Source organism: Neobacillus drentensis (assembly GCF_036962125.1).
Lineage (GTDB): Bacteria > Bacillota > Bacilli > Bacillales > Cytobacillaceae > Neobacillus > Neobacillus drentensis_B.
This window is the reverse complement of record NZ_JBALOA010000017.1, coordinates 1-21,741: the sequence shown is the minus strand read 5'-3', so window position 1 is coordinate 21,741 and position 21,741 is coordinate 1. Positions and strand designations below refer to the sequence as shown.

Annotated in this window: 25 protein-coding genes; 13 read left to right on the top strand and 12 right to left on the bottom strand. The window is 37.2% G+C overall.

Features of this window, described 5'->3' with window-relative positions; all coding sequences use genetic code 11:
* Positions 1 to 145 precede the first annotated feature (145 nt).
* Positions 146 to 298, top strand: a complete 153-nt coding sequence (locus V7121_RS24945) for a hypothetical protein (RefSeq protein ID WP_420490725.1) — start codon at positions 146 to 148, stop codon at positions 296 to 298.
* A gap of 63 nt (positions 299 to 361) precedes the next feature.
* Here V7121_RS24945 and V7121_RS16140 read toward each other — a convergent pair whose 3' ends face one another.
* The 8 genes from V7121_RS16140 to V7121_RS16105 form a co-directional block, all read right to left on the bottom strand.
* A complete protein-coding gene (locus V7121_RS16140; RefSeq protein ID WP_335493547.1) occupies positions 362 to 1,462 on the bottom strand; it encodes an ABC transporter ATP-binding protein in 1,101 nt (366 codons plus the stop codon).
* Between the two features lie 106 nt (positions 1,463 to 1,568).
* Entirely contained in the window at positions 1,569 to 2,480 is a 912-nt protein-coding gene (locus V7121_RS16135) for a PucR family transcriptional regulator (RefSeq protein ID WP_335493545.1), read from the bottom strand.
* 134 nt (positions 2,481 to 2,614) lie between these two features.
* Positions 2,615 to 2,806, bottom strand: a complete 192-nt coding sequence (locus tag V7121_RS16130) for a hypothetical protein (RefSeq protein ID WP_335493543.1) — start codon at positions 2,804 to 2,806, stop codon at positions 2,615 to 2,617.
* Positions 2,807 to 2,883: 77 nt separating this feature from the next.
* Positions 2,884 to 3,093 carry a YheE family protein gene (locus tag V7121_RS16125; protein WP_335493542.1) on the bottom strand — a complete coding sequence of 70 codons (210 nt, stop codon included), beginning with the start codon at positions 3,091 to 3,093 and terminating at the stop codon, positions 2,884 to 2,886.
* A gap of 75 nt (positions 3,094 to 3,168) precedes the next feature.
* On the bottom strand, positions 3,169 to 4,209 hold the full coding sequence (locus V7121_RS16120) for a YheC/YheD family endospore coat-associated protein (RefSeq protein WP_335493540.1): 1,041 nt from the start codon (positions 4,207 to 4,209) through the stop codon (positions 3,169 to 3,171).
* The gene (locus tag V7121_RS16115) at positions 4,206 to 5,570 is read right to left on the bottom strand and encodes a YheC/YheD family endospore coat-associated protein (protein ID WP_335493538.1); all 1,365 of its coding nucleotides are present in this window, start codon (positions 5,568 to 5,570) and stop codon (positions 4,206 to 4,208) included. The genes V7121_RS16120 and V7121_RS16115 overlap by 4 nt, the downstream gene beginning before the upstream one ends.
* The gene (locus V7121_RS16110) at positions 5,548 to 6,651 is read right to left on the bottom strand and encodes a YheC/YheD family endospore coat-associated protein (RefSeq protein WP_335493536.1); all 1,104 of its coding nucleotides are present in this window, start codon (positions 6,649 to 6,651) and stop codon (positions 5,548 to 5,550) included. Before V7121_RS16110 ends, V7121_RS16115 begins: the two co-directional genes overlap by 23 nt.
* 4 nt (positions 6,652 to 6,655) lie before the next feature.
* Entirely contained in the window at positions 6,656 to 8,032 is a 1,377-nt protein-coding gene (locus V7121_RS16105; RefSeq protein WP_335493534.1) for a YheC/YheD family endospore coat-associated protein, read from the bottom strand.
* Positions 8,033 to 8,249: 217 nt separating this feature from the next.
* Here V7121_RS16105 and V7121_RS16100 point away from each other — a divergent pair, with 217 nt between their 5' ends.
* From V7121_RS16100 to V7121_RS16090, 3 genes are all read left to right on the top strand, one after another.
* Positions 8,250 to 8,597 carry a YlbF family regulator gene (locus V7121_RS16100; RefSeq protein ID WP_335493532.1) on the top strand — a complete coding sequence of 116 codons (348 nt, stop codon included), beginning with the start codon at positions 8,250 to 8,252 and terminating at the stop codon, positions 8,595 to 8,597.
* A gap of 182 nt (positions 8,598 to 8,779) precedes the next feature.
* The gene (locus V7121_RS16095) at positions 8,780 to 9,649 is read left to right on the top strand and encodes a Cof-type HAD-IIB family hydrolase (protein ID WP_335493530.1); all 870 of its coding nucleotides are present in this window, start codon (positions 8,780 to 8,782) and stop codon (positions 9,647 to 9,649) included.
* A gap of 205 nt (positions 9,650 to 9,854) precedes the next feature.
* Positions 9,855 to 10,646: an enoyl-CoA hydratase gene (locus V7121_RS16090; protein WP_335493528.1), complete on the top strand. Its 792-nt coding sequence runs from the start codon at positions 9,855 to 9,857 to the stop codon at positions 10,644 to 10,646.
* Between the two features lie 62 nt (positions 10,647 to 10,708).
* Here V7121_RS16090 and V7121_RS16085 read toward each other — a convergent pair whose 3' ends face one another.
* The gene (locus V7121_RS16085) at positions 10,709 to 10,894 is read right to left on the bottom strand and encodes a YhzD family protein (protein WP_335547218.1); all 186 of its coding nucleotides are present in this window, start codon (positions 10,892 to 10,894) and stop codon (positions 10,709 to 10,711) included.
* Positions 10,895 to 11,017: 123 nt separating this feature from the next.
* Here V7121_RS16085 and V7121_RS16080 point away from each other — a divergent pair, with 123 nt between their 5' ends.
* From V7121_RS16080 to V7121_RS16055, 6 genes are all read left to right on the top strand, one after another.
* Complete coding sequence (locus V7121_RS16080) at positions 11,018 to 11,917, top strand: ABC transporter ATP-binding protein (RefSeq protein ID WP_335493524.1); 900 nt, start codon at positions 11,018 to 11,020, stop codon at positions 11,915 to 11,917.
* Entirely contained in the window at positions 11,910 to 13,163 is a 1,254-nt protein-coding gene (locus V7121_RS16075; protein ID WP_335547216.1) for an ABC transporter permease, read from the top strand. Before V7121_RS16080 ends, V7121_RS16075 begins: the two co-directional genes overlap by 8 nt.
* Before the next feature lie 119 nt (positions 13,164 to 13,282).
* Positions 13,283 to 14,503, top strand: coding sequence for a metallophosphoesterase family protein (locus tag V7121_RS16070; RefSeq protein WP_335547214.1), 1,221 nt, complete (start codon positions 13,283 to 13,285; stop codon positions 14,501 to 14,503).
* Between the two features lie 17 nt (positions 14,504 to 14,520).
* Entirely contained in the window at positions 14,521 to 17,526 is a 3,006-nt protein-coding gene (locus V7121_RS16065; RefSeq protein ID WP_335547213.1) for an AAA family ATPase, read from the top strand.
* Between the two features lie 51 nt (positions 17,527 to 17,577).
* Positions 17,578 to 18,522 carry a 3'-5' exoribonuclease YhaM gene (gene yhaM, locus V7121_RS16060; protein WP_335493518.1) on the top strand — a complete coding sequence of 315 codons (945 nt, stop codon included), beginning with the start codon at positions 17,578 to 17,580 and terminating at the stop codon, positions 18,520 to 18,522.
* Between the two features lie 115 nt (positions 18,523 to 18,637).
* Positions 18,638 to 18,844 carry a sporulation YhaL family protein gene (locus V7121_RS16055; RefSeq protein ID WP_335493516.1) on the top strand — a complete coding sequence of 69 codons (207 nt, stop codon included), beginning with the start codon at positions 18,638 to 18,640 and terminating at the stop codon, positions 18,842 to 18,844.
* A 63-nt stretch (positions 18,845 to 18,907) separates the two neighbouring features.
* Here V7121_RS16055 and V7121_RS16050 read toward each other — a convergent pair whose 3' ends face one another.
* Positions 18,908 to 19,780 carry a peptidylprolyl isomerase gene (locus V7121_RS16050; protein ID WP_335493514.1) on the bottom strand — a complete coding sequence of 291 codons (873 nt, stop codon included), beginning with the start codon at positions 19,778 to 19,780 and terminating at the stop codon, positions 18,908 to 18,910.
* Positions 19,781 to 19,989: 209 nt separating this feature from the next.
* Between V7121_RS16050 and V7121_RS16045 the strand changes: the two genes are divergently transcribed.
* Both V7121_RS16045 and V7121_RS16040 read left to right on the top strand, forming a co-directional pair.
* Positions 19,990 to 20,073, top strand: a complete 84-nt coding sequence (locus tag V7121_RS16045; RefSeq protein ID WP_142332969.1) for a YjcZ family sporulation protein — start codon at positions 19,990 to 19,992, stop codon at positions 20,071 to 20,073.
* A gap of 39 nt (positions 20,074 to 20,112) precedes the next feature.
* Positions 20,113 to 20,205: a YjcZ family sporulation protein gene (locus V7121_RS16040; protein ID WP_066251949.1), complete on the top strand. Its 93-nt coding sequence runs from the start codon at positions 20,113 to 20,115 to the stop codon at positions 20,203 to 20,205.
* Positions 20,206 to 20,297: 92 nt separating this feature from the next.
* On the opposite strand, the gene V7121_RS16035 is transcribed toward V7121_RS16040, so the two are convergent.
* The gene (locus V7121_RS16035) at positions 20,298 to 20,477 is read right to left on the bottom strand and encodes a hypothetical protein (RefSeq protein ID WP_088085999.1); all 180 of its coding nucleotides are present in this window, start codon (positions 20,475 to 20,477) and stop codon (positions 20,298 to 20,300) included.
* A gap of 249 nt (positions 20,478 to 20,726) precedes the next feature.
* On the opposite strand from V7121_RS16035, the gene V7121_RS16030 reads away from it, so the two are divergent.
* Positions 20,727 to 21,062 (top strand): DUF1878 family protein, encoded by a 336-nt coding sequence (locus V7121_RS16030; RefSeq protein WP_335493512.1) that lies wholly within the window; start codon positions 20,727 to 20,729, stop codon positions 21,060 to 21,062.
* Between the two features lie 5 nt (positions 21,063 to 21,067).
* Here the strand turns inward: V7121_RS16030 and V7121_RS16025 are convergent, their stop codons facing one another.
* On the bottom strand, positions 21,068 to 21,643 hold the full coding sequence (locus V7121_RS16025; protein WP_335493510.1) for an HTH-type transcriptional regulator Hpr: 576 nt from the start codon (positions 21,641 to 21,643) through the stop codon (positions 21,068 to 21,070).
* Positions 21,644 to 21,741 lie beyond the last annotated feature (98 nt).

Sequence of the window (21,741 nt, the reverse complement as noted above, 5' to 3'; positions counted from 1 at the left end):
TGGCATGTAAGTTAACACAAACTAAGGTTATCAATTAACCAAAAGGGTGAATCGAATGACTGTGTGCCCAGTATGTAATGGACTACGTGAAGCATACCTATTATGTTCCAATTGCGGGGAGCCTATGATGGAAAGTGGTCGTCTAATGGATTTTTATGATGATTACAGTCCTTATATGGAAATCGACTTAATGAAAATGGAAGACGGGTTTCCTGATACGAATTCAGGTCATAAGTGTCCCCATGTCTATCGTTGTCCAACCTGCAATAAAGAAGAAGTATTCTTTATAAAAGAATAAGCCCCGCATATTAACGGGGCTCCTGGCGATACGCCGCTGACCAGGGCGCTTGCGCTTTTAGTATTAAGGTCTGATTCTTGCTTCTGTTTCTTCATCAAAGAAATGAGCTTTATTCATATCGAATGCTAGTTCTAAACTGTCACCAGGATGTATATCTCCACGTGAATCAACGCGTGCGACGAAATCTTGACCGCTAATGCTTGAATAGATCATTAATTCTGCACCAGTTAACTCGGCAACATCAACAGTAGCTTTGATTTTAGAACCTGTTGAGGCATCGATGAAGACTGGTTCATCATGAATGTCTTCAGGACGAGTACCAAGGATAATGGATTTTCCTACATATCCCTGTTCACGAAGATATTTCATCTTTCCTTCAGGAACCGCAATCGAAGTATTTCCAATCACAAATTTTCCATCTTCCAATTTTCCGTTAAAGAAGTTCATGGCAGGGGACCCGATAAAGCCACCGACAAACACATTTTCTGGCTTTTCATAAACTTCCTTAGGGGAACCAACTTGCTGAATGATACCATCTTTCATTACAACTAAACGTGTAGCCATGGTCATAGCTTCCGTTTGGTCATGTGTCACATAGATGGTAGTGGTGTCTAAACGACGGTGAAGTTTAGCAATTTCAGCACGCATTTGAACGCGGAGCTTAGCATCAAGGTTTGATAATGGTTCATCCATTAAGAAAACTTTTGCATCTCGGACAATTGCACGGCCTAAGGCCACACGTTGACGCTGTCCACCAGAAAGAGCTTTAGGTTTACGAGTTAAGTATGCTTCCAAGCCGAGAATTTTTGCTGCGTCATTAACACGACGATCAATTTCATTTTTTGGAAATTTGCGAAGTTTTAAACCAAACGCCATGTTATCGTATACTGTCATGTGTGGATAAAGAGCATAGTTTTGGAACACCATCGCAATATCACGGTCTTTTGGGGCTACATCGTTAACTCTTTTTCCATCAATATAGAAATCACCTTTTGAAATATCTTCCAGGCCTGCGATCATTCGTAAGGTTGTAGATTTTCCGCACCCTGATGGGCCAACGAATACGATAAACTCTTTATCTTCAATATGTAAATTGAAGTCTTGAACTGCGGTAACTTTATTATCATATATTTTATAAATGTGATCTAATTTTAACTCTGCCATTTTGTGTTGCCTCCCTTTAACTTGTTAATTCTATTTTACAATTAGAGGCATATTTTCAATATGGACAGTGTGCACAAAAATTGAAAACGCTTTTTTGGGCAGATTGTTACTTTTTTTGACTTTGTTCAAATAAAAGGCAAGCTAGAAAAACAGTAAAAGCACCATAGAAATCCTTTAGTTGGATGCCGGTTCGATCAATAAACTTGTCGACTCGATATTGAAGCGTATTTCGGTGGATATACAATTTTTTTGAGGTCAAGCTGGCATTTAGATTATTTTCTAGAAACACTTTTATAGTTGAATACATCTCAGAATCATCATTAAAAACTCCAATGATATTTTGATGGACCATTTGTTTTAATTCAGCTGGTAAATGAAATGCTAAATAGGCTGGAAAGACACGCTCAAAGGAAAAGATATTTATTATGCTCAAAAGGTTCGAAAGACCAAAAGAAAAGTATTCCTTTTCCAAGAGAAATTTTGAGCGGAGTTGATCATTAAAAGGATTGAACTTTCCCACAAAAAAGAGAAATTTGACATAAAAATCACTTTCTAATGTTTCTGACATGGAGATCAATTCTTCTTCTGTTAAAGAAAATGAGGTATTTTCTTCAATTACAATTCCCCGATATTTATTTTCCCAAATAATGATGACCTCTTCAGTAAAAAAACCTTTTAAGGCAGACTCCATTTCGATTTGATCCGTTTCTTCGCTGTTCATTTGGAACTGAATGAAACGGAGATTGGTCTCGGAATAATAGGGAGGCAGCGGACCATTCTTCAATAAATATGTGTCCCATCCCTTTGTCGTGGAAGGGCTGGCAGGCAATTGCGCTTCAACTAATTGGTATATCGTCTGAAGAAGGGTTAATTCCTTTTCAGTAATCTCAGATTTCGGAATTCCAATCCATTCATTTTCAATTTCGTTGAAAAAAATATAATACTGGTCAGAAGGCTTGTCAGGTTTATCGGGAAACAAAATGGAGTTTTTATAAATAGATAATAATTTTTTTAGCATCGTTGATTTCCCCGTTTAATTAAATTTTCTTAGCAACTATTAACATTATACCAATAGTTGCTGAAACCTAAAAAAATAAAGAAAGGCTAGCAATCGTTAATAACAGCTAGCCTTTCTTTATATTGGAAATATGATTAATCAGATTCATATGGCGGTTGTTCCTCTTGAAGGTCCCGTGCTTCTTCGATATTAGTTGTCTCCTCGCGGGAATGGACAGAACCACCGGACATGCCTTCGTTAATCATTCTGTCAACATCCATAAACATCTTATCTCTGCCTTCATAAGAAGAACCTAGACCGGTTATCTTGTCTTTTCCTTTGTCCATAAGATCATTCCTTTCCATAACTACATTTAGTTTGCTGAAAAGGTAATTTTTCATGCATTTTACCACGCTGTCGTAGATTATTCATAGACATGGTAAAGCATAAGTTCATGGACTTGGCTGGTTAATGTCTCAATTTCATCCTGTTCAGGTAAATTTTTTGTCCACTCTATTTTCCCTGTCTGATGATATATACCCGTAAATTTTTGCTTTTTATGATAAAAGGAAAAATTCCAGCCAGGAATATTTTTATTTTCATATAATGGTTTGAATTGAAAGTGCATGATCATTAGTGAAATCCCCCTTTTCATAATCCTACTTCTAGCTTAACTTGTTTGGGGGAATATTTAAATATGAATTTTCTGTCAGTTTTTATATTTTGAAAGTTGATGGAATAACCTGCAAAGCTGCTCAATTTTCTTTTCTTCAATTTCTGCTTCGTCAAAGCTCATTGGTTTGGAATTCACTTCGTAAATATAGTACTGACCCGTAGTACTGACCCCGGCATCAATGGAAAATTCGCCGAAATAGCCAAATCGTTCAGATAATGCCTTCCCGATTTCAGGGATAATTGTGTGAATAAAATGATCATGCTCTTTTGATTGGAAAAGTTCATAAGGAAGGATTCTGCCACCCGTTGGAATATGGGTAGTAATATCTTGTTCTTGTGATTGCCGAATCCCCACCCCAGTTAACAAGTATCCACCATCATCTGCATGGGCAAGGATGCGAAAATCGAAGCGATTCCCCTCGTACGTGGCGGACTTTATTTCTGCTTGTGCTAAATAATTTTTTTCAAGCAGTTTCACACCCCATGTTTCCCAAAAATGATCTAGTGAGATGTAAAGTTCCTGCTGCTTAATTCCATCTAACTGAAGTTTCGAAGGACTAATCCGCTTTAAGCGGAAAATTCCTTTTCCTTTTGAAGATTGGGCTGGTTTTAAATATAGGCTTTTATGTTTTGCTAAAAAATTAGACAAGTCTTTCTGCTGCTTAATGAGGCATGTTTGCGGTAAGAAGGTTCGCAGAAATCTATGGTTGTTAAGCATTTCATATAGTTCGTATTTATCGATAAAACATGGATTAAAAAAGGGGATATTTTTCTCCTTTAATATGGATAGAAATTGCTGTGATGGTTCACTTTGTTCTGAATTTCGGAAAGGAATTCGGTTATAAACCAGGTCAGGGTACCGAAATTTTTCCTTTTTCCAATTTCCTCGTTCAGGTAAAAAAATATAGCCGGTTATAAATTCTGCCTCTGCATCTTCTGGTGTAAAAACAAAGCTTATTCCATCTAGTGAAATAAGCTTTTTTTGTAAGGCAATAAAAAGCGGGCCATTTCCAGCGATGGAACCATCTGATTTTCTTGCTGTCATTATCCCTATCAGAGGACCTGGGGTTTTCATTTGAATAACTCCTCTGGGCTTAATAAGGATTGCTCTGTTAGAAAGACGGCGAACGCGATGGATAATTTTCGGGTTAACAAATCAAACTCTTTTAATTCAGGATGTGTAAAGATGGTTCTTCCCGGTTTGGAATTTGCTTCGAAGAGCCAAACATCTCCACATCGGTCGATGCCAAGATCAAAACCAATCTCACCTATAATGCCTTCTACATGCCGGTCCAATGATTGGCTTAAAAGTAGTGCAGCATTAGAAAGTTTCTCTTTATACAGGGTACACACTTCATTGGAGAAAAGCTCTTCGATTGTCTTGATGTCCCCTCCGCTTCTTGCGTGGGTTGTCACGCTGCCAAGTCCTGCAAGCTTTGCCGCCAATGCAGATACATGCCAGTTCCCCAGATCATCTTTATTGGTGTGCACGCGAAAATCAATGGGGCGGGATTCACTACGGAGTAAATGAATACCCTGTTGTACCAGCATACTATCAAGGGATTGATTAGCAAAAACAGTTTCCATTAATCGTTCTAAACTTGAGAATTTCCGCAGACGGTTCACACCACTTGAATCCTGATATCGGCAGAAATAATCGTCACTGTATTTGTCGTAAATAACTTGGTGTACACCTAAACCGAGACTGCCATTTTTAGGTTTGATAAAAACATGGCCATAGTTGGAAAGCATCGTTTCAATTGACGAGAAGGAGGTAAAAGGCAATGTGTCTGGAAGAAAATGAGCCACTGTTTCATCCTGAATAAGCCTATCATGAATATCAAGTTTATTGAAAAATCCAGGATTATACCAAGGAATAAGATACTCCCTTTGCAATCGTTCTCTTACTTTAATGGATCTAGGGCTATTTTCACTTCTCCGATTTGGAAGCCGATCATAAATGACATTTGGAAAAGGAACTTCAACTTTTTCCCACCCCTGATTTTGATAAAAGAAGCCCTCTATTGTACCTTGTTCCCAATCGATATGTTGTTCTCCAAATATAAAAGCTTGGGCGCCTACCATTTTATTAACAGAAAGGAGTTTTGAAAAAAACTCAGTTCGATCCCCGATTGGCTCTAATGGCAAGGAAGTAAATCCAGCGGTGAATATTCCTACAAGTGGTCCAATAATAAGACTTTGGTTATCGAAAAAAACATGGAGTGGAATATTGAAACTAGGAAAACGGAGTGCATCTTGAATTTTTCGGCTTATGGAGATTCGATCATTTTGATCTGGATGTGGGATAAAATCAACTTCTATCGATCTTGAACCAAAGACAATCCGTGTTAATTTTTTTTCCTTTAGTATGGATGGAGGACAGAAGACCACTAACTGATCATTTTGAGCAACTTCAATGAGATAATGTTTTCTCATAATAGCTCTTCCTTTCTAAATGACCCATTTGGCTTAGGTGTTTACCATAAAGCAGAGGGGCAAGGTTCAAAGTTTCCTTTATGTCTGGGCGTGTATGAAGAAGGACCTTTCGACCTGGTTTCGAATTAATATCTAGAATCCAAATGGATCCATCTTTTGCTATTCCAATATCAATGCCAATCTCAAACAGTGTTAAAAAGGCATTTTCAAGAATCAATGGGAGACGGGAAAGAATATAATCTAGTTCCTGATTAATGTATTCTTTTTTAGCTTGCGGGAAGGTTGCTGACCAATCTGGATAAGGTAAAACAGTCCCGCCAGCACTTAAGTTTGAAAGGATTCCTCCCGTACTGCCAATTCGGATTCCTCGGCCCATTTCTCCCCATTTCCCATCCATATCTTTTTGCAAAAGAATACGGAGGTCAAATGGCTTCAGTTCATCATTGGCCAGTTCTAAATAGGGCTGCAAAAGGTATTGACGCTTGTTAAGAAATGGCTCTAACCATTTGATAAGCTTGGATTCATCCGGGAAAATACGTGAGATAATATTTTTTTGTTTTTCTGTTTTGACATGGATTGATTTCTTGTTTTTTTTCAAATAATAAATGCCATTTCCTTGAGAGCCATTAGTTGGCTTTAAAATAATTCGTTTCCTTGCCGTTAATTCATTTAACACGATGTCTGGGTTGGAAGCCAACTGAGTCAATGGTAAATAGGCCGATAAGACTGTAGTTTTTAATGATTCATAAAGTTCAAGTTTATTAGGCAGCCCATACCCTAAAAAGGTAAGATCTGTTCTCGTTTTTAACCAGGATACAATCGGCAGGCATTGTTTAGAATGCTCATCATCACCATAAAAACAACGATCATAGATAATGGCCGGCAGCGGAAATTCATCCTCTATCCAGGATTTTGTTTGTGAATTGAACTTTTTTCCTTTTACTTGGAGTGTAAGTGGATTTATTTTTGTGGGGATGAAGCGGAAGCATTGCATCCCGCAGGATTCAGCTAGATTAGCGATGTCGTTAATATAAGACTGCTCACTTTCTAGTTTTACTGACATAACACCAAAGGCAATCAATTTACTAATCCTCCTTTATAATCATGGTATCAAATGCAAGCATTGTACAAAATTGAATAAGTGCCTTTGCAGAGGGTCTAATTTTTCCCAACCCATCCTCAAAGTTTTTCGAAGGTTTTGAGTTAACTTCGATGATCCACAGCTTCCCTTCTTGGTCCACTCCAATGTCGATTCCAAGTTCCCCAGTAATCCCTGTGGAGGAAATACTAATGATGGATGCTGTTTCGAGTGCCAATTCCTTCATATGAGCAAGGACCTCAATCGCTTTCTTATGCCCTAGACTAGTTCGTAAAACATTCAACGGTCTCAGCATTTTTCCTCCTCTTGCGATATTAGAAACGAACTCATCTTTAGCTGCTACCCGTGCTACAACGGAGGTAACTTGCCAATGGTTGTTCCGATTTTTATGACATAAGACCCTAAAGTCCATGGAACATGATTCGTACTTATTTAATTCAACGCCTTGTTGAATAATAAAAAGTCGGTTATGGAGTATCGGCTTGATTAGGTGGTGTATTTCCTCTAACGAGTATCTACCATAAAAGTTGTCGTTAAGAGATGCAATCGAGGATTGTAAGGTGTAGCGGCCATCGTCTTCCTTTTTTAATTTGATAATGTTTCGACCCTGACTGCCATGGGCAGGCTTAATAAAAACAGTTTCACATTCTAGGGCTAGTTCATGCAGGTGCTCTATTGTGTAGGTCTTTGTTTTTGGTAAATAGGGAAAGAGATGTTTTTCTTGAAAAATTTGATTATACACCTCCCATTTAGATAGAAACCGTTCATTAAATAGAGGAATCGACAATGTTTCCAATCTGTTTCGAAATAGTTTAAATGGCTTAGATTGTTCAAGTTTACGGGAATGGATCCGATTGTAAATAACATCGGGCAGAGGATGTTCAAATGGACACCATTTACCATTAGAAAGATAAAAACCATTATTTAAAAACTCATTATAAGCAAAAACATAAAAGAATCCACCAGTCTCAGAAATACCTTGGTGAAGCTCCTCGCAAAAAGCATGGATTGAACGAAAGTGTGGTTCATCCTGACGATTAGAAGGGAAATCAGTTAATAGTCCAATCACAGGTCCAAGTTCGAGTGTGAGTGTTTCAGACCGATAGATTGCTTGGAATTTATAGCTTTGGACGGGCAAACAAAATTTCTTTAGAATATTTTCAGGAATATGGAGAGTATTTAGGTCCAAGTCGGCAAGTTGGGCTGTTAGTTGTAACGATTTATGCCCTACCTTAATATTTAATGGAAGCTTCCTTCCTAACTGTAAACTAGTAAACAATGGTTCGGATATTTGCACAAGGCAGTCATTCTTATTTAAAGGTTTTCTTGGTTTTACGATCACCTGAATTTGTGGAAAAGACATATTCATTCCTCAATTCCTATCCAAAAAATAAAACCACTGGGCATTAGTTGATATAATAATGTATGTTAAACAAATTTGGATGGTGATATTAACATTCTCGCCTTTTGAAGAATAGTTTGGTATAGTTGATTCGGATTAGAAAAGCGGTAGCGTCCCTTCTATGATGAACAAACTGATGGACGCTTGAGCTTAACACTATTTTAAGGAGTGGATACAAGTGGCAGTTAATTTATATGATTCCGCCTATGCGTTAGAAACAGCTATTCGACAAAGTGATGAATACCGACAACTACAGCAAGCTTATAATGAAGTAAATGCTGATCCAGCTTCAAAACAAATGTTTGATAAGTTTCGTCAAATCCAAATGGATTTGCAACAAAAACAAATGATGGGGCAGGATATATCAGAACAAGAGGTACAGCAAGCACAGTCAACCGTAGGACTCGTTCAGCAAAATGAAAAAATTGCACGGTTAATGCAAGCAGAACAACGGATGAGCATGGTTATTGGAGAGTTAAACAAAGTAATTATGAAACCTCTAGAAGATTTATACGGAAAAATGTAATATGCAAGGAGAGCCTTCGGAAAGTAACCGAAGGCTTTTTTCTGCCAAAAATACTAAATTCTTGTGAAGATGCTTAGTTCCAAAATGCCTGCTCAGGAAGCATTGCTTTTCTGTTCTATAAATGCCTTAAAAATCATAAAAGTGTAATAAGGTTTATTTCAACAAGAACAGGAGGCAACGAAATGATTTATCGCTTGCTTGCGTTAAATATTGATGGAACGCTTCTTCAAACAAATGGAAAAATTCATAAATCAACAAAAGAGGCAATTGAATATGTGCAGCAAAAAGGAATTTATGTCACACTTGTAACATCGCGGAGTTTTCCTTCTGCGAGAAAAGTGGCTAAAGCGTTGAAAATAAAATCACCAGTCATTACCCATCAAGGGGCATTTATTGCTAGTTCTGAGGACAAACCAATTTATGTAAAGAGAATAAATGAAGACATTACCTATGATACGGTAAGTTTTCTGGAGGCACTCCCATGTCAAATTCGTCTTGTCCACGAACAATATTCATTAGCAAATAAGTTAAAGTTAAACAATAATTTGCTGGCTAAAACTGTCTTTACGTCAGGAGACCCCGTGTTCTACTCACAGCAATTTGTTTCGTCGCTTTCTGAATATTTACATGACCAACCTGTGAGTCCTCCGAAAATTGAAGTCTATTTCGAAGAAGAGAGTGATCTGCAGGATGCAAAGAAGGCACTTCGAAAAATGTTTACCGAGATTGAATTAATTGAGTTGGATGCATTACGGTTGGATATTGTCCCAGAGGGGGTTTCAAAGTTATCAGGATTATCATACCTAGCCAGCCAACTAGGAATTCAAAGGAAAGAAATGGTCTATATTGGTGATGGCTTAGATGATATTCCCCTGCTTGAAGCGGTAGGTCTGGGAGTATCGATGTGGAATGCTGATTTTGAAGTAAAGAAAGCATCAGATTGGGTGACCAGGTCACAGAATGAACAAGGTGTTGCATATATGGTAAAAGAGCACTTTAGAAAGCAACAACCAATTGAGTTTTTGAGAAGGATGAATATCATCAAAAAATAATCCTAGGAACTTAGGGAACAAGGGCAAATCGATGTTATTTGAAAAGTATTGTCAAGAGGACAGGGAGAGTTCCTTGTCCTCTTCGGAATGTAAAAAACACGTAAATAGACGGTAGAAAATTCACTATATTTAAAAAACTGTTATATATTTCTATCCCCAATACCATATATAATGGAATTGATTAAATTGAATGGGAGGGGTTCAAGTGTCGATTAACTTTCTTACGGATAAGGTGAATGTAAACATTGCGGGACGTGTGGCTACAATTGAAATGAACAGACCTGAATCTTTAAATGCGATGGACTCAGAAATGATTAAGGGGCTTGTCTGTAAGCTAAAGGAGATTAGTGACTCGGATGAAATTGATATTGTCGTTATCACGGGAAAAGGAAGAGCCTTTTCTGCAGGCGGGGATATTAAAACGATGCTTTCAAACATGAATGAAAGCGATTTCTATCCGGTGATGGATAGTATCAGCGAGCTGATTATCACGCTTTATAGTATGCCTAAACTAACCATTAGCGCAGTCTCCGGTGCAGCAGCTGGCTTGGGGTTCAGCCTTGCGCTGGCAACGGATCATATCATTGCTGAAAAAACGAGTAAACTGGCAATGAACTTTATTGGGATTGGTTTAATTCCTGATGGAGGAGCCCATTTTTTCTTAGAGAAAAAATTAGGTGAGACAAAAGCTAAACAGTTAATTTGGAACGGAAAAATGATGGATGCAGATGAGGCGTATTCGTTGGGGCTAATCGAGGAGGTAGCATCGGGCAAGCTTCAGGATACACTGGATAATAGAATTGAAGATTGGTTAAGCCGGCCGGTCCAGGCAATGATTAAAACGAAAAAAATATTAGCAGATATGCATCGTCCCTATTTGCTAAAAATCCTGGAACTAGAAAAGCACTCCCAACAAAAAATGCGTGAAACGATGGACCACCAAGAAGGAATAAGAGCATTTATTGAAAAAAGACCACCTAGGTTTATAGGGAAATAAACAAAGAAGCCCTTGGCTTCTTTGTTTTTTTATATTCTCACTATACTGGCACTTGCGCATTCTTATGAATGAAAGAGCAGTAGTTTACCGCTTGGTGAGGTGCATCGATGTGTCCGTTCTAATAAGTTTTTTTCTGCTAACAGTTTTTCGGCTAATTCCTTAGCTGCAGCATCATGTTCAGCTTGGAAGGATTCGTCTAAAAGCTTTTCTCCATTGGTTTCAAATGCAGTTAGTTTATAAGTTTTCATTATTACAACCCCTTCATAAAGTACTGATATTTTATATTTTCACATAATTAATAAAATTGCGCAAAAGGAAAGTGAAACTATTATTATATATATACGTAAATAGTAGGGAGAGGAGTGTATGAAATGGTTCTAAAACTTGAACATGTCACAAAACGGTTTGGGAATTTCACAGCGGTTGATGACTTATCTTTAGTAATTCCTGAAAAAGAAATGTTTGGCTTTCTGGGGGCAAATGGTGCTGGAAAAACAACCACTTTCCGAATGATTTTAGGGTTACTTGACCCTAGCGGAGGAAAGATTACATGGGATGGTCAGCCAATTGATTATTCCACCAGTCACTTGGTCGGCTATTTACCTGAAGAGCGTGGTTTGTATCCGAAACTCAAGGTACGTGACCAAATTGTTTATCTAGCAAGATTACGAGGAATGCAAAAGTCTGAAGCACTTTCAGAATTAATATCTTGGCTGGACCGTTTTAAAATTCCCGAATATGAGAATAAGAAAGTCGAAGAGCTATCAAAGGGGAACCAACAAAAGATTCAATTTATAGCTGCAGTTGTACATAAACCCAAATTATTAATCCTTGATGAACCATTTAGCGGCCTTGACCCTGTAAACGTGGAAATGCTAAAAGAAGCGGTCTTAGCCTTGAAAGAAAGTGGGGCGACCATTGTATTCTCAAGCCATCGGATGGAGCATGTTGAAGAAATGTGTGAACACCTTTGTATCTTGCACAAGGGACGGCCAGTTGTGCATGGAACTTTAAAGGAAATTAAGCGGTCCTTTGGTAAAAAGAACCTTGTGATCCATGCCGACTTCCCGTTAAACTTTTTAAAAAATTATCCTGGTGTGGTTAAGTCGAAACCTACTATGGAAGGAATTCATTTGCAAATTGAAGGAGAATACATCGCAGAAAAAATCCTTAAGGAGATCGTCAGCAAAGGGTTTATTCGAAAATTTGCACTAGAAGAGCCTTCTTTAAATGATATTTTTATCGAGAAAGTAGGTGCCTCTTATGAATAATTTTTGGATTATCCTATTCCACACCTATATAAATAAATTAAAAACAAAGTCGTTTATCATTACGACCCTTTTAACGGTTTTGATTGTCTTAGCCTTAACTAACTTAACGAATATCATCGCCATCTTTGATAAAAGTGGCGGGAAAGAGAATGTCGCTGTACTTGATGAAACCAGCCAACTCTACGAGCCCTTCAAAAAACAAGTCAGTACCATTAATAAGGATATAAAATTAACTCTCTTCAAAGGTAGTGAGACAGAAGCGGAAGAAGCTGTTGAAAAGGGGAACTATCAAGGGATGATTCAGCTTGGATTAAATAAGGAAAACCTTCCCTTAGCTACATATAAAGCAAGAAGTATTGCGGACTCTTCCTTGTTTACTGACCTCCAAACGAGCTTGCAGCAATTAAAAACGATGCTTGCCGCTTCCCAAATTCATTTGTCACCTGTTCAGCTGGAAAAGCTGTATGAGCCAGTCTCATTTACAAAGATTGCACTTGAGAAAAATGCAAAAACGGAAGAGGAACTAAATCAGGCGCGTGGTATAGTTTATGTATTGCTGTTTATTATTTATTTTTCAGTCATCATGTACGCAAACATGATTGCGATGGAGGTAGCAACAGAAAAGTCGTCTAGGGTAATGGAAATCCTTATTTCAAGTGTCTCTCCCATTAAACAGATGTTTGCAAAAATTATTGGGATCGGCTTATTAAGCCTGACACAGCTCGCTGTATTTCTGTCCGTCGGCTATTTCTCATTTAAACAGAATATGGAGTCATTAAAAGAGGGGTTTTTGGGTGTATATGGTTTTGGTGATATTCCACTAGGGACGATTATTTATGCAGTCATTTTCTTTATACTTGGTTATTTTCTTTATGCAACACTTGCCGCATTTCTTGGGTCACTTGTCAGTAGAATTGAGGATGTTCAGCAAATGATTACTCCAATGACTTTGCTCGTAGTTGCCGGATTTATGATTGCTATGTTTGGTTTGGGTAAACCTGATGCCCCGTTTATTACGGTAACATCCTTCATCCCATTCTTTACGCCCATGATTATGTTTTTACGGGTGGGAATGTTGACTATTCCCGTCTGGCAAGCAGTAGCAGGAATCGCTGTTTTGGTTGCAACAATTGCCTTCTTAGCAATATTTGGTGCACGTGTTTATCGTGGCGGAGTTTTAATGTATGGACAATCCAATTCCTTCAAGGATATTAAAAGGGCACTGCAATTAACAAAAAATAAATAATGAATATAACAGCCTTTACCAGCAGGTAAGGGTTCTTTTTTTTTTTTACAGCTGACAAGAACGTGCATTCGTATTTCAGTGGTGCTACAATGGAGAAAAGGTGATGAAAGGATTATTTTATGAAAAAGATATCTTTTATTCATGCAGCGGACCTGCATTTGGACAGCCCAATGGTGGGGTTAAAGCACTTGCCCCAAAACATTTTTTCCCGAGTGAAAGAGAGTACCTTTACGGCGATAAAAAAGGTTACTGCAGCAGCAATTCAACATCAGGTTGATTTTGTAATTTTAGCAGGAGATTTATTCGATGGTGAGGATCGCAGTCTGCGGGCACAATCGCGGTTTCGGACAGAAATGCTTAAACTTGCAGAAAAAGAGATTCCTGTTTATGTCGTTCATGGAAATCATGACCATTTAAATGGATCATGGGTTCATCTCGACATGCCCTCAAATGTTCATGTGTTTACTAGTGAGGTAGAAACAAAAGTATTACATACCCAAAATGGCGTGAGTATCCATCTATATGGTTTCAGTTATCCAACTCAGCACGTCTATGATAGAAAAATAGTTGACTATCAAAAGAAAGATGGCGCCGATTTCCATATTGGGATTCTTCATGGAAATGAAAGCACGGGGGTTGAGCACGATAATTATGCCCCTTTTTCTGTAAATGAGTTACAGAAAAAAGAATTTGATTATTGGGCTTTAGGACATATCCATAAAAGGGCAGTTTTATCTGAAACTCCGCCAATTGTCTACCCAGGTAATATTCAAGGAAGACATAAGAAAGAAACAGGAAGAAAGGGCATTTATCATGTAACTTTGACGGAACTGGATTATAAAATGGACTTTTTAGAAACAGCCGATATTATTTGGGAGGAAATTGTAGTTGACGCCTCTTCAGCAAATAATTTCCTTGAAGTTTTACAATTATGTCAGACCACAATTAATAATGCTCGAAGGGAACAAACAGGGACATTATTATCACTTTTTCTGAAAAATCTTGATTTAGAGGATGCACGTGTTCAAAGAAGTGTAAAGGGAGAACTTTTAGAAATCCTTTTAGAGGATGAAAAAGGAGAAGATTCATTTGTTTGGGTTGTCGACTTAACCATTACGGAAGGCCAGCAAATCGATAAAGAGATATTGAAAAAAGATGCAAACTTTTATGCTGAGTTATTTGAAACAATTGACCACTATGATGATGTGGACCATGCCCTGTCATCTTTATACAATCATCCATTAGGGCGAAAATATATAGAACATTTACCAATTGAAGAACAAAAGGAACTGGTCATGAAAGCAGAGAAGCTGCTAATCGAATTATTATATCAGTCATAGCGGAAGGGGGAGAAGATGTGAAGATTCTCGAACTGCATATTTATGGATATGGTCAACTAGAAAATATTGAAATTACTAACCTTCATGATTTTCAAGTTTTCTATGGAGAAAATGAAGCCGGCAAGTCCACGATTATGGCCTTTATTCATGGCATCATTTTCGGGTTTCCTACAAAACAACAAACAGCTGAGCTTCGTTATGAGCCTAAACATAGTACTAAATACGGTGGTAAAATCAAAATTTTTCATGAAAATTATGGCGGAGCCGTAATTGAACGAGTAAAGGGAAAAGCAGCTGGTGATGTTAAAGTCTTTATGGACAACGGTAAGATGGGCGGTGAAGAGCTTCTTAAGGAATTAACTGCAAACTTTGATAAAAGCTTATTTCAATCGATTTTTTCTTTTAACCTGCAAGGATTGCAAAATATTCATCAAATGAAAAGTGAAGAGATTGGAAAATTCCTTTTTTCTGCGGGTACACTTGGAACAGAAAGGCTGTCACAGACAGAAGCGATTCTGCAGAAAGAGTTGGATACGCGCTTTAAGCCTTCAGGCAAGAAACCGTTATTAAATGAAAAGTTACAAGCCCTTCATGAAATCAATAAAGATTTGAAAATAGCTGAAGCTAAAAATAGGGATTATACCATCTTAGTTGAAAAGAAAGAAAATCTCGAGCAAGAAATGAACGAAATAAACGGTTCAATACAGGCGATTAGGAAGAAAATTGAAAATTTAAATGAATGGAAGAGAATCGAATCCATCGTCAAAGAAGAAAAGTGGACAAAAAAAGAGCTAAGAGAATTAGGTGAAGTTGAATTTCCAGTCCGTGGGATTGAAAGAATCGAAAACTTAAATCAACTGATCCATCCTTTTAACGCAGAGATTCATAGCCTCGCTGAAAGAATTGATCAGTTAAAAGAAGAAGCAGCTGGAATTCAACCAGACGAAACTTTTCTTAAAAACGAGCCTGCCCTTTTAGCCTTGCTTGAACAAGTTCCGCTCTATGACCAATTAATGCAGGAAAAACTACAATGCGAAACAAAGCTTTTGGCATTAGAAGAAGATCTATCGATTACTAGGGAGAAGCTTCATTTAAACGTAGATGAAGAAGAGATCTTTTCGATTAATACAAATATTTACATGAAAAACCAAGTTGAAGCGGTGTCTAGGAAAAACCAAAAGTTAAAAGAAGTAAAAGAGGAATTAGATCATCAATATCAAGAAGAAAAATGCATATTAGAGGAACTAGAAAAGGAAGTCCAGTTAGCGGTGAAACAGCTCCTTACAAAAGAGGAGCGGTTATCCCTTGAGGAAAAGGTGAAAATTGGAAATGATAAACAGAGTATTGAAGTTGAAATAAGGAACTTACGGGATAAGATAGAATTCTATCAACAGGTCAATGAACGAGATAAAGAAACTGCCGATAGACAAGGAAAGCAGAGGAAAATTCAATTTTTACTTTTTGGGATGGTGCTAGTGGCTGTCACTCTGTTTGGATCGTTTTTGCAGCAGTGGTTTTTAGCTGCGCTAGGCATACTCGGATGTGTGTTAGTTGGTATTTTTATGACTAGAGGCACTAAAGTTCAGAAGGGGATAGAAGTAGACCAAACGATAAACAGATTACGAGAAAAGGAAGAACGTTTGAATCAAAAACTCCAATCCACGAAATATATGGAAATCTCAACGCTTGAAGAACAATTATTGAGTGATAACCAAAGGAGAGAAGAGCATCGAAGTTTAAACTTGAAGATCAAGCATCAACAGTCTCACTTTGATAAGGTCATAGCTAAGCTTGAGCAATGGGAGCTGGAGGCAGCTCAAAATAAAGAAAAGCTAACATCAATTAGTCGTGAATTAAAACTGCCTGACTATATTGCAGAGTCCTATTTACTTGAAGCCTTTAAACTAATGGAACAATCTAAATCGATAAGCAGAGAGAAAAAACAATTACATTCAAAACTTCAGCATATTGTTCAGCAGCAGGAAAAAATAGTTCAGGGTCTAAAATCTTTTAGTCATCTTTATTTAAATGAAAAAGGGTTAGATTTGTACAATGAAGCATATTTACTACGGAATAAATTAAAGGAAGAGCATAGTAAACAGATTGTAAGTCAGGAAAGACAGAGCAAGCTTTCCGACCTTGAAGCAGATTTGAGACAAAAAACTCAGGCTTTCAAGCAACTTCAATCGGAATATGACAAATTAATTTCTTCAGCTAAGGTGTTAACAGAGCAACAATTTTACGAACTTGGAGCCAAAGCAGCACGGAAAGAGCAACTGATTGAAAAAATGGAATCGCTCCAGAGTCAACTTCAGTACTCGATTCTTTCAGAAGGAGAAAGGGACCACTTCCTTGAGGTTCATCAAAGTGAAGAATTACTTGTAGAATGTAATCAACACGTTCTTTTATTAGAGGGAAAACTAAAAAATCTTCAGGAGAATCATGCGTCCATCAAGTACGAGATTCAAGTATTGGAAGAGGGCGGTGTCTATTCAGATATTCTCCACCATTACAAACAGAAAAAATTTGAACTGGAAGAGGCGGCCAAAGAGTGGACTGTCTATAGATTGGCACAGGATATCCTTTCAGCAACAATTGAGAAGTATAAAAATATCCATTTACCAAGGATGATTTCCAAAGCGGAAGAATATTTATCTTTTCTCACCGATGGAAACTATCAAAGAATTCACTTGCAAACTTCTGGTTCAGGCTTCCTAATTGAGCGTAATGATTATACAATATTTGAAGCAAATGAACTAAGTCAGGCAACAACCGAACAGTTATATGTTGCTATTCGGCTTGCCTTTGCAGTTACGGTTTATGAGAACTATCAATTTCCAATTATTATCGATGATAGTTTTGTTAATTTCGATGCAAAAAGGACTGAAAAAGTGTTGAAGCTTCTAAAAAGGATGGATAGAAACCAACTTTTATTTTTTACTTGTCATAAGCACTTGCTGTCCTTTTTTGAAAGGGAAAATGTTCTTTATCTAGCAAAAGGTGCTGTTCAAATAATATCATAGAGTCATAATAGTGTATGTTATACTCTAACTAGTAGGAAGGACGTGAATTGGATGAGTAAAGGAATACTAAAGCATGAAGTAGGGGAGCAAGTAGAATTATTTCTACTAATCAAAAGTTCAACAAAAGGGATTGCTAGTAACGGCAAACCTTTTCTAACCCTAATTCTTCAAGATAAAAGCGGTGAAATTGAAGCAAAACTATGGGATGTTAATGAAGAGGACGCTAAAAGTTATGCTCCGCAAAGTATTGTAAAGATTCAGGGCGATGTACAAAACTATCGTGGGAAAAGTCAATTGAAAATCCGTCAAATTCGCCGAACAGGGCTATCCGATGGCGTCAAGTTAGATGACTTCCTAGAAACAGCTCCATTAAGCCAAGAAGAAATGGCTGGAAAATTAACACAATATATTTTTGATATGAAGAACCCAAATATTCAAAGGATCACACGCCATTTAATCAAAAAGCATCAGCAAGCTTTTTTAGAGTTTCCAGCGGCAACAAAAAATCATCATGAGTTTGTGTCGGGACTTGCATATCATGTTGTTAGTATGCTCGACCTTGCCAAATCAATTGCTATGCTTTATCCGAGTCTTGATAAAGATTTGCTCTATGCAGGCGTTATATTGCATGATATGGGGAAAGTGCTCGAACTTTCAGGCCCGATTTCAACGGTCTATACGATTGAAGGAAACTTACTCGGGCACATTACAATTATGATTAATGAAATCGGCAAAGCGGCTGAAGAACTAGGTATTACTGGAGAAGAAGTTTTAATTCTTCAACATCTTGTACTGAGTCATCATGGGAAAGCAGAATGGGGAAGTCCAAAACCCCCAATGATTAAAGAAGCAGAAATCCTCCATTATATCGATAATCTTGATGCCAAAATGAATATGCTAGACCGCGCTTTGGACAGAGTCAAGCCAGGTGAATTCACTGAGAGAATTTTCGCACTGGAGAACCGTTCGTTCTATAAGCCGTCGTTTCACAAGTAAAATAACCTCATTCGGGTTATTTTTTTTTGTGGCCTGCAGTTCTTATGAATAATTTCTTTTTGAAGGAATATGATTTAGTAAAAGTGGACAACCACTAAGAAAGGGGCAAGATATATTGACTATTCCTATTTGGGTATATGCAGTTGTGGTTGGTATCGTAATAAGTGCACTAATGGCGCTTAAAACGGGAAGAGAAGAGCGGCAATTGGAGATGGAAAACATTGAACAGGAAGGCGAAATCTATATGAAACGCCTTGAACGAGAAAGAGAGAAACGGGAAGAACCTGAAGGACCAGAAAGACTTGGGGCAACAGGGGAATAAAAAAAATATGGAGGCCCAATAGGGCCTCCACTTTTTGTTAGTTAAACGGGTGCTTCCGCTTTGTTAATGTGCGGCAGCTTCTGTTCCTGTTTGAGGGTTTAATGCATCTTTTAAGTCCTTGTCGCTTACTTTAACATCAGCAGCATCAAGTTCACGCTTCATCGCTTTATTAATTTCTTCTGTGGTCAATTTAGAAGATTTTACTTGAGTTTCGATTTCGCTTTTCATTTCAGCAAAAGGTTTTTTCTCTTTTTTATCCGTTAATTGGATAATGTGATAGCCAAATTGTGACTTTACTGGGGCACTAATTTCATTAACTTTTAAAGCATATGCAGCTTTTTCAAAGTCAGGATCCATCTTGCCTGTACCGAACCAGCCTAAATCGCCGCCGTTTGCCTTTGAACCCTCATCTGTTGAATATTTTTTGGCCACATCTTCAAATTTTTCTCCCTTATCAAGCTTACTCTTTACTTCTTTTGCCGTTTTTTCATCTGCAACAAGAATATGACGAGCTTTGATTTCTGGCTTGTAAGTATTGTAGTAATCCTGTAATTCCTTATCCGTTACTTTAACGCCTTTCAACGCAGCTTTTTCCTGCATCATGCCTAACTTCATGGTTTTCTTCAAATCAGCTTCGCTTTTATAGCCGTACTGAGCAAGCGTTGTTTCAAAATTGGCGCCAAGATCTGCCTTTAATTGATCGATTTTTGCATTTAATTCTTTATCTGTTACCTTGTACTTCTTAGAAAGAACTTTTTCATATACAAGTTGCTGAAGGGCTTGATCACCGTACTTTTCCTTCATTGTATTGTAAAGTTCTTCTTGTGTTACGTTACCAACCTTGCTCTCTGCCACCGTATCAGAACCGCTTTGATTACATGCACTTAATGCAAGTACTCCGCCAGCTAAAGTAAGGGCTAAAATCATTTTTTTCATGATGATATCTCTCCTAAACAGTAAATTCTTGTCCACAAACTCTACTATAACATAAATGGGAACTACTGCAAAAATAATAACAAAGATTATTGTTTGAATTATTAACAAAAACTCACACGAACTTTTCAAAAAAAAAAGTGGGAAGTGCCTAAACGAATTGGTGATTGCCTGAATAGTATATCGTAGTAAATGAAAAAGGAGGTATTACGATGAGCCATGGATATGGAGCGGGCTTTGCTCTAATTGTAGTACTTTTCATACTATTAATTATTGTTGGAGCTTCTTGGTTTTAATTAGTGAAAAATAAATCATTTATGAATGGAGGTAGAAATATGTCTGGTGGAGCAGGTTACGGTGGAGGATTTGCGTTAGTGGTTGTTCTATTTATCTTATTAATTATCATCGGAGCATCTTGGGTTTATTAATAAAAGAACAAACTAAAAGCGATGGGAGAGACTCTCATCGCTTCTATTTGTAATTAATACATATCCTACGTTCGCTTAGCGATCTTTTTGGATTATGTATATAAAATTTCCAAGTAGGAAGATATCAGAAGAATGGTTATTAGAATATTAATGGTACGAAATACCTTATGCTGGTTTTCTTCAGGGATTTCCTTTTGAATGCAAAGTGAATTGGTCATTTTATTTACATAAAACAAGATGAAAATAGCGAAGACAATAAAAATGGAGATCATCAATGATTCCCTCCCTGATGTTCGTGTTATGTTTAATACAATATCAAAAAATGCAAAAAAAAGATAGTCATAAAGAATGGAAGAGTGTTAGGCTTTTAATTGTCTGATAGGAACAACCTGAAAATTTTGAAGGTAATTCTTTTTAAATAATTTCCCCTGTTTGCTAAAATAGAAAAGGGGTTTACCCAATGTTTTAAAAGGTTAATAATAAATATATAAATATGTAATCGTTTGAAAAGAGGCAAGAGGATGAACGAAAATGAATTGCTGAAAAGAATAAACGTACTCGAATATCACCAAAAGTTATTAATAAAGCTGCTTAATGACCCGTCGCTTGAATTATATAAACTTATCATTGAAAATGGAATATCCGAACAGGAGGTAGGGCAGTTTTATTCATTATGTGACAAAATGAACATAAAATTAGAAGAACAAAAAGCGGAGGGGTACGTACACTTCCATCCGCTCTTTCATGAACTATCATCATCGTTACCGCCAACCCTAAGGATTAAAGAAGTTATTAATGCTTGCTTAACACAGAAAGTATACCTGTCTCTTTTTCAAGAGTTGCTAAAATACGTATAACACTTTTATACGAGCTCCTGCTCAGTACTTTGTAATTTCTTTAATTTGCCTTCATCTTCAACAAATCTACTTTCAATATTATGAAAAGAACGCTCGAAGATTTCCATAAAATCTTCACCATATATATTACGGACAATCGCCATCATTTCAACAATTTCTGGAAACTTCCCGTATAATTCACGAAGCGGCAAAGCACCAGAAAATACTGCATTGCCATCAGGCGCATAGGTTTCCATTAGTTGAAGTAAAATATTTTCCCCTTCTTCGGTCAGTTGAATATAGGTATTACGTTTATCATTTTCCTTTTTAGAAAACTGCAACAAGCCCCGCTCTTCTAACTTTTTTGAAAAATTAAATGCTGTTGAAACATGCATCACTCCGAACTTAGCCACATCTGAAATGGAAGCGCCGTTTAAATGATAGGCAATCCAAAGGATATGGTGTTCGTTAATATTTAAATCAAAAGGCTTAATCCATTGCTGCCAATCTTTCTCAATCGCTTTCCACAACGCTTTGCTTAATTGTGCCACTCTTTGGGTAAAAATCATCGCTTCCTTCATTGAATACTGTTTCTCAGTCATCCCCATTTTCACCTACTTTATATTTCTCTATTTTCATTATGCCAATAAAATAAAAATTAATAAAGATATAATTCACAAAATTTTTAAAAATTAAAACA